Origin of the sequence: Actinomyces bouchesdurhonensis (assembly GCF_963540955.1) — a bacterium.
GTDB lineage: Bacteria > Actinomycetota > Actinomycetes > Actinomycetales > Actinomycetaceae > Pauljensenia > Pauljensenia bouchesdurhonensis.
The window spans coordinates 1-6,967 of the sequence record NZ_CAUTSL010000077.1 but is presented as its reverse complement, the minus strand read 5'-3'; the positions used below and the strand labels follow the sequence as shown (position 1 = coordinate 6,967).

The 6,967-nt window shown below is 65.1% G+C and carries 7 protein-coding genes and 2 pseudogenes; 4 read left to right on the top strand and 5 right to left on the bottom strand.

Annotated features, from left to right (window positions below):
- Together RYL44_RS09590 and RYL44_RS09585 are read right to left on the bottom strand one after the other, a co-directional pair.
- Positions 1-121 (bottom strand): annotated as a pseudogene (locus RYL44_RS09590) (ABC transporter ATP-binding protein); the annotation flags it as partial.
- Complete coding sequence (locus RYL44_RS09585; RefSeq protein WP_276740460.1) at positions 118-726, bottom strand: PadR family transcriptional regulator; 609 nt, start codon at positions 724-726, stop codon at positions 118-120. The gene RYL44_RS09585 and the pseudogene RYL44_RS09590, both read right to left, overlap by 4 nt.
- Before the next feature lie 523 nt (positions 727-1,249).
- On the opposite strand from RYL44_RS09585, the gene RYL44_RS09580 reads away from it, so the two are divergent.
- Both RYL44_RS09580 and RYL44_RS09575 read left to right on the top strand, forming a co-directional pair.
- Complete coding sequence (locus tag RYL44_RS09580) at positions 1,250-2,128, top strand: aldo/keto reductase (protein ID WP_314975829.1); 879 nt, start codon at positions 1,250-1,252, stop codon at positions 2,126-2,128.
- Positions 2,129-2,147: 19 nt separating this feature from the next.
- Positions 2,148-3,467: a DUF4921 family protein gene (locus RYL44_RS09575; RefSeq protein ID WP_073982940.1), complete on the top strand. Its 1,320-nt coding sequence runs from the start codon at positions 2,148-2,150 to the stop codon at positions 3,465-3,467.
- 9 nt (positions 3,468-3,476) lie between these two features.
- Here the strand turns inward: RYL44_RS09575 and RYL44_RS09570 are convergent, their stop codons facing one another.
- The gene (locus RYL44_RS09570) at positions 3,477-4,763 is read right to left on the bottom strand and encodes a type 2 periplasmic-binding domain-containing protein (protein ID WP_073982941.1); all 1,287 of its coding nucleotides are present in this window, start codon (positions 4,761-4,763) and stop codon (positions 3,477-3,479) included.
- Between the two features lie 139 nt (positions 4,764-4,902).
- Between RYL44_RS09570 and RYL44_RS09565 the strand changes: the two genes are divergently transcribed.
- The gene (locus RYL44_RS09565) at positions 4,903-5,181 is read left to right on the top strand and encodes a DUF4235 domain-containing protein (RefSeq protein WP_073982942.1); all 279 of its coding nucleotides are present in this window, start codon (positions 4,903-4,905) and stop codon (positions 5,179-5,181) included.
- A gap of 24 nt (positions 5,182-5,205) precedes the next feature.
- Here RYL44_RS09565 and RYL44_RS09560 read toward each other — a convergent pair whose 3' ends face one another.
- On the bottom strand, positions 5,206-5,574 hold the full coding sequence (locus RYL44_RS09560; protein WP_314804715.1) for a sterol carrier family protein: 369 nt from the start codon (positions 5,572-5,574) through the stop codon (positions 5,206-5,208).
- Positions 5,575-5,670: 96 nt separating this feature from the next.
- Between RYL44_RS09560 and RYL44_RS09555 the strand changes: the two genes are divergently transcribed.
- The gene (locus RYL44_RS09555) at positions 5,671-6,579 is read left to right on the top strand and encodes a cytochrome C oxidase subunit IV (protein ID WP_314975828.1); all 909 of its coding nucleotides are present in this window, start codon (positions 5,671-5,673) and stop codon (positions 6,577-6,579) included.
- Between the two features lie 228 nt (positions 6,580-6,807).
- Here the strand turns inward: RYL44_RS09555 and RYL44_RS09550 are convergent.
- A pseudogene (locus tag RYL44_RS09550) lies at positions 6,808-6,967 on the bottom strand (CDP-alcohol phosphatidyltransferase family protein); the annotation flags it as partial.

The following is a 6,967-nucleotide window of genomic DNA, read 5'->3' as shown; positions in this document are numbered from 1 at the left end:
GAAGCTCGCCGGGCGCGACCTCAAGGTCGATCCCGTCGAGCGCTCTCACTCGGACACCGTTGGCGCCGAACTCATGTCCGACGCCAACTATCCGGATTGGTAGTGGTGCAGGCTGACTCATCGCACTCCGGCGCGCTCCGTCATACCGGCGTCGGACTGAGCCCAGTTCATCGAACGGCCCTTCGCGGCGGCGAAGGCGGCGCGACGAGCGGCCTCCGAGACCGCGCCGGACTCGATGTGGTCCAGCCAGTTAAGTTCGGCCTCGAGGTCAAAAATATGACGCTCAAGGATGAGCTTCCAAGCGAGCTCTCCTTCGTCGGCTGAGGCCTTCAGGCGAGTGACATCGCGCAGGGAACCCAGGGTCGAGCGACGCTGGGTCTGAATCATGGCCTCAACGTCGACCGTAGGATCGGCGGCGGCCACAGCTAGCTTCATAACAAGCTCATCACGTTCGGGATGCTCGCGCGGAACCGGGGTGGACCACCAGGCAGCGAGGACTTCGCGACCGGCGTCGGTCAGTTCGAAGACCTCGGAATCACGGCCCGCATTGGTCTCGGCATGAGACACAACCTGACCATCGCGCTCAAGGCGCTGCATCGTCTGGTAGACCTGGCCAATATTGAGTGGCCAAGCTCCACACGTCTGCTCCTCGAACATCTGCTTCAGACGGTAGACACCCGCGGGCTGCTGCGCGACGAGTGCCAGCAGGGCATTGCGAACCGACATAACTCTCCGTTCGTTGTCGTGACGTGTTGGCGATCGTGGTTGAACAGTATCTATCCTACGCCAATCCCCCTCCGTTAGCGGACACATAACGGTGGGTTACCTAACAAAAACCCTACCATTTGGTTAGAACTTAGGCCCCGTCATTGCAAGCGAGAGGACATTAATTAACCGGAATGCTAATACGCGCACCGACCATGTTGCAGACATCATAGGGCAGCTTTCCACTCATATTTCAATGTTTTATAAGTCAAGTGGTCAGAGTCTTCACAACGCAGGTGCCGACAGGCACAAAACACCCAAAATCGACCTATCACACATATTTGACCAAAGATCGATCGATAAATTGACAGTACAAAGTCTCAAACTATGAGACTCCGTCTTCAGTTTCGAAGAACCGTTCCACCCTCCGGCGCCTTCACACCGATGCCACGCCTCGCACCCTCGCAACATCCTGGCACACCCAGACGAAGCCAACGCCCACTTCACGGGACGCTACACTAGAAGACATGAGGAGGATTCACCGATGAACGTTCCTGCCCCCGCCGACCCGCCCCCAGCCTCGGCCCCGATCCCCACACTCACCCTCCCCACCGGCGCCCCCATCCCCGTACTCGGCTTCGGCACCTACAAGATTGCACCAGACGATACCTATGAGGCCGTCAGCCGCGCGCTCAACATCGGCTATCGCCACATCGACACCGCGCAAATGTACGGCAACGAAGCCGAAGTCGGAGCCGCGATCGAGACATCCGAAATCCCCCGCGACGAGATTTTCCTCACAACAAAAGTGGACAACTCCAACCACGAACCCGAGCGCGCAGCCGCATCCATCCAACGTTCACTAAACGACCTGCGCACCGACTACGTCGATCTCCTCCTCGTCCACTGGCCACTACCCACCCTCTACGGCGGCGACGTCACCCTCCCCTGGCCCGCCCTCGAAGATGCCTTCACCGGCGGCAGCGCGCGAGCGATCGGCCTGTCCAACTACGAACGCAAACACATCGAGGCCGTCCGCGCAGCCGCCACCGTCGCCCCGCACGTCCTCCAAGTCGAAGCACACCCCTTCTTCCCCAACGCGGACCTGCGCACCTACGCGCAGGGACTCGGCATGGTCTTCGAAGCCTGGTCACCCCTCGCACGCGGACGCGCCACCACAGACCCAACCCTGCGTGCCATCGCAGACCAACTCGGCGTAAGCGCCGCCCAGGTCGCCCTACGCTGGGCTATCGACCGCGGACACGTCGTCTTCCCCAAGACCCTTCGCCGAGCGCGCATGGCAACAAACATCGACGCGTTCTCCTTCTCACTCACCCCCGAACAGACAGCACGCATCGACACCCTCAACAGAGGCGAATCCGGGCGCACCGGATCGCACCCCGCCACCATGAACCGACTCTGACGACAGGTACGAAAGACACATGGCATCCAAGCTCACCCGCGCCGACCGCGCTATCGTGCGACTCGCCGACGGAACCGTCAAACAGCAGAACCTGCTCACCGGCACGGAGGTGTGGACAGTCCCCGGGCGCGGAAACCGTCCCCTCGCCGCACCGCGCAGCGACCACAACCCCATCGACCACGAAGCCGACGGACACCACTGCGCGTTCTGCTCGGGCCGATACCTCGAAACACCCCCCGAGAAATCCCGCCTCGTGCGCCGCGAGGACGGCACGTGGGAGCAGCTCGACGCCCTGGCAGCCGACAAACTCACCGACACCGTCGCAGAGTTTCGTCGCATCCCCAACCTCTTCGAGATCGTCTCCTACAACTACTGGCATCTCAACCACGGACACGTGCCCTCAGAAAACGACCGGCGCCGCATGGCGCACTACTTGGCCTCGGATGCTGGATACGAGCACGTCATGAACGTCGTGCGCGCACGCATGTTGGCCTCAGGCATGAGCGAAGGAGAGTTCGCGGCCACCAGCGAAACCGCGCGCCTGCAGGCCGCCAACGGATTCTTCTCCGGCGGCCACGACCTAATCATCGGCAAACGCCACTTCGTCGATGGTGCCACCGAGGCTCACGAACTGGCCGGGTCAGGTACCCTCACGCCCGAAGAGCACGCGCAGTACACCTCCTACACAGCTCGCTCAATGCGCGACCTGTACGACCTCGACCCCGCCGTGCGCTACGTCGCTACCTTCCAGAACTGGCTACGCCCCGCCGGCGCATCCTTCGATCACCTGCACAAGCAGCTAGTCGCCATCGACGATCTGGCCGTGCAGACGGAAGCGGAACTCGAACGTCTGCGCGCCCAGCCCGACATCTACGACCAGATCTTCACGGTGGCAGCCACCCGCAAACTCCTCATCGCTCAAAACGAGCACGCCGTCGCCCTGGCCGGCTTCGGGCATCGTTTCCCAGGCATCGCGATCTGGCCCCTGCACTCGCCGCGCAACCCGTGGGAGGTCAGCGACCAGGCCATGGCCGGGATCTCCGACATCCTGCACGCTGCACACGCCGCGACAGGGGCAGACGTTCCCGCAAACGAAGAGTGGTACCACCGCCCACCCACCGTCTCCACACCCATGCGCTGGCGAATCCTGCTCAAGTGGCGTATCTCCACCCTGGCGGGCTTCGAGGGCGGCACCCGCATCTACTTGAACACGATCGACCCGTGGAAGGTCGTTGAACGCACGGTCCCACGCCTGCGCGAACTACGCGACAAAGGACTCATCGCCCCCATGCGTATCGGCGACGAATGCCGGGTCAGCCCCTCGATGCTGCGCGACTAGGAACGCCCCTCACTCATCACCATCGTCGTCGGGATCAACCCCCGGGTCCTGTTCACTCGTCTCATCACGGGCAGTAGTGACATCCGGATTCGCCGCAGACTCTTCGGCGGGGTCAGTCGTAGCGACGGAGACGGGCGACACCAACGCAGACTTCCAAGTTGACAGCCACGCGTCCAACGCGTCCAGGGACCCGACCGTCTCGTCAGCGACAACCGTCTCGCCGCTGATTCCCATCAGCCACGCCGCCTTGGTGTCAGTCGCGAGCACGCCGTCGATCGGATAAGCGGCACCCGTGGTCGCCAGGGACCGCTGCGCAACCTGACCCTGGAGCCACGCGATGAGCGACTCAGCGCCGTCGGTTGCGGGGGCGCTCACAGCAGCCGCATACATGATGCGCGCGATACACGTCGATGACACAGCTGTGCCGTATGAATCCGCGCCTGTGTTCGTCGCTGCCGCCGCCGCCAGGGAGCGCGGCGCAACAACCAACGGGTAGGAGCCGGACGTGCCCGACGCACTCCCCTCGACCTCGGACAAATAGCTGTCGGAGACGTGCGTACCAGCGCTCCACGCGCTGATAGTCTCCCCCAGGGAAGCGTCCACGCGCGGGTTCAGTGATTGCACGAACGTTCCCAGACCTTCACCGGTCTGCGCGGCAGCCTCCTGCACGAAAGCGCGCCCCACCGAAGACGAGGCCGGGTCTGGGAGAGCGAGCAGTGCGCGCACACGCGGCGCCGTCAGATCATGAAAGGACGTCGGCAGTGGACGACTGTTCGCGCTCATCCACGACTTGTCGGCGATCACACACACGTCGTCACGACCGTATGCGACCGCCGCAGGTGCCCCCTCGAGGACGGTACCCGTCAACGTCGTCGTGTCCTGAGGAGCCACGGACGCAATCGTGCCGGCCGCCGCCGCCTGTAGCGCGTCAGCGCCGTCCAAGCCCAGAACGACATCCGCATCAGCCTGAGCGATCGAATCCACCCCGTCAACGGGAACAACAGCGATCGAAAAACCCGTCGCCTTCGTGAACTCCTGTGCGGTCTCCGTGGGCAGCTGGGCGCCGCCCACCAGGGCAACAGTCACCACGCCGGAACCGGTCCTGGGCGTGGGGGCGTTGATCGTACCGCGCACCCCCCCGTTCGACGTCGAAGCACGCGCGCTTTGACCGGGAACGATCGGCGCGGCGAAAGGATCCTGAGGGGCGCTCGACGACACAGATGGGGTACAAGCTGCAACGGTCGTCGCCACGATCACGAGGGCCGACAGCGCAAAAAAAGAGCGGGCGCGAGCCATAACGAATCCTTCGGACGGGGACAGTACCCCTCTAGCATAAGACAGCTGGCCCGTGGCCCTCGCGCAAGAGGGCCGTGTGGGGCATCATGGAGGCACGCGCACCCGCGCGGGGACAGTCAACCCACGCCAGGAGATACTCATGGATCCCGCCACCATCGAAAAGGTTGCCACGACCGCCGTCATCGCCGGAGCAGCTTTCTTGGCCACCAAGATTTTTGAAACGGGCTGGAAGATCACCACGAAGCGCCCCGTTCCCGCCGAGGACGCCGACGACGTCACCCTGACCTCGCTGGTCATCTTCGCCGCCACCTCCGCCGCCCTCGCCGCCGTCGCCCAGCGCTACGCCTACAAGGGTTCCCAGAAGTGGCTCGCCCCCAAGCTCGAAGCGCGCTTCGGCGTGCCCCAGCTGGAGGCCTGAGACCCGGACCCCCCGTCCCTGCCCTCACACGAGCGGCAGGAGGGACCCAAGGTCCGTGCGCTCACCCGACGCGCTCACCCGGGAGGCTGCCACGGCCTCGTCCCAGGTGAGACGCCCGCACGCCAGAGACAGCCACGTGTGCGCGTCCGTCTCCACAACGGCGGGAGGCGTCCCCCGCCGATGCGTCGTCCCGGGCAGGATCTGAACCGCGCCCGCCGGCGGCACACGCACCTCGACCGACCGGCCCGGGTGGAGGGTCCCCAGTTCCTCGAGTGTGAAGCGAACGGCCGTCAAGGCCACCGGGCGCGGAGCCTCCTCACCGCATTCGACCGCACGACGCCAGGCGCGCAGTGCTTCCATCCCCCGGACCGGATCGATGCGTCGTTTCGCCATGCGTCGATTCTACGCCGCGCCACCGTCGGCGTGAGCGTGCATTCCTACCGCCCAGTCAGGCACAATGGAGTGAACTACCCCAACTGAGAGGTACCCGTGAGCGAGACAACCTCCCTTATCACGCTGCGTTCGATCCTCGACATCGAGATCGCGCGCACCTACCAGTGGGATGCCGCCACCATCATCACTGTCTCCGGGGTCGACCGTGCCGGCGACCTGACGACGCGCATCGTCGAGTATCCCGGAGCCCTCGCCGACATCGCCGCCGAAGGATTCTCGCCCCACTCGGCCGCCGGACACGCCCTGTCCCACGAGCTGCACGACGCGATCCAACGCCGCGTGCGCCTGTGGATCGCCGACATCCCCACCCCCCAGCTGCCGCGCCTACGCGACGCCCTAGGAGCTGACGTCGTTCACGAGGCCGGGGCCCCCTCCGGCGGTTACACGCCCATCGCGCTGTCCCCCCTCGCCCTGCTCGAAGCGTGGGCGGAAGGCACCGACGAACAGCGCGAGTTCATGCGCGTGGCCATGTCAGGGCTCGACACGATCTCCACGGCCTCACACGCCACCCGCGCCTCACGCGCCGTCGGCGCCTCCATCATCGAACGCTCCGCTTTCCTCAAGCTGTGCCGCAACCCCAAGTTCATCGCCTACGTCGTCGTCCTCGTGTACTCGATGGCGCGGGCCGTGCCCGTCATGTACGTCCCGCACTTCCGGGGCGACTGGCGCATCCTGTGGGCAATCGACATGGTCACCGCCATCCCCTACACGTGGGGACTCATCGAAATGGTCGCCGGGCAAAAACTCTGGCACCGGGTCGTTGGCGCCGCCACCGCTTCCGTGACCTTCCTGGCGCCCTACGTGTACTTCCTCATGTACGGGCGCCACGCTCCCCCGGGCGTGTGGACCGCCATCGCCTGCATTTTCTTCGGCGGAATCTTCCTGGAGGTCTTCCGCTACCAGCGCGACCGGGCCGTCAAGAAAGGCCTCTCGGAGCAGCTATAGCCCCCGCGTCCCTCCCCCAACCACTCTGAGCGCCCGAGAATAGCGGCCCGTCGCCCGCCGACCTTCCGCGCCGGAGGCCTACGGCGCGTCACCTCGAAGCCCACCCCGGCCTCGTCGCCGCTCGCGCCACCCGGCCCCGGCCTCGTCGCCGCCCGAACGAGCCTCGCATAACAAACATCCCCCGAGCGCCGGGCCCGGGGGTGTTCGTCGGTGATCGTGGGGCGGGAGCTACTTGTCCTCGCCGGTGGCCGTGCGGATGAAGCCCGCGACCATGAACCAGCCGCCGCCGACCCAGAAGAGGATGAGCGTCCACAGGGGCTGGAGCGGGTAGATGACGACCAGGTACGCGCAGGCGACGATCCACGCGGCGGCGCCGACGATGTTGGGG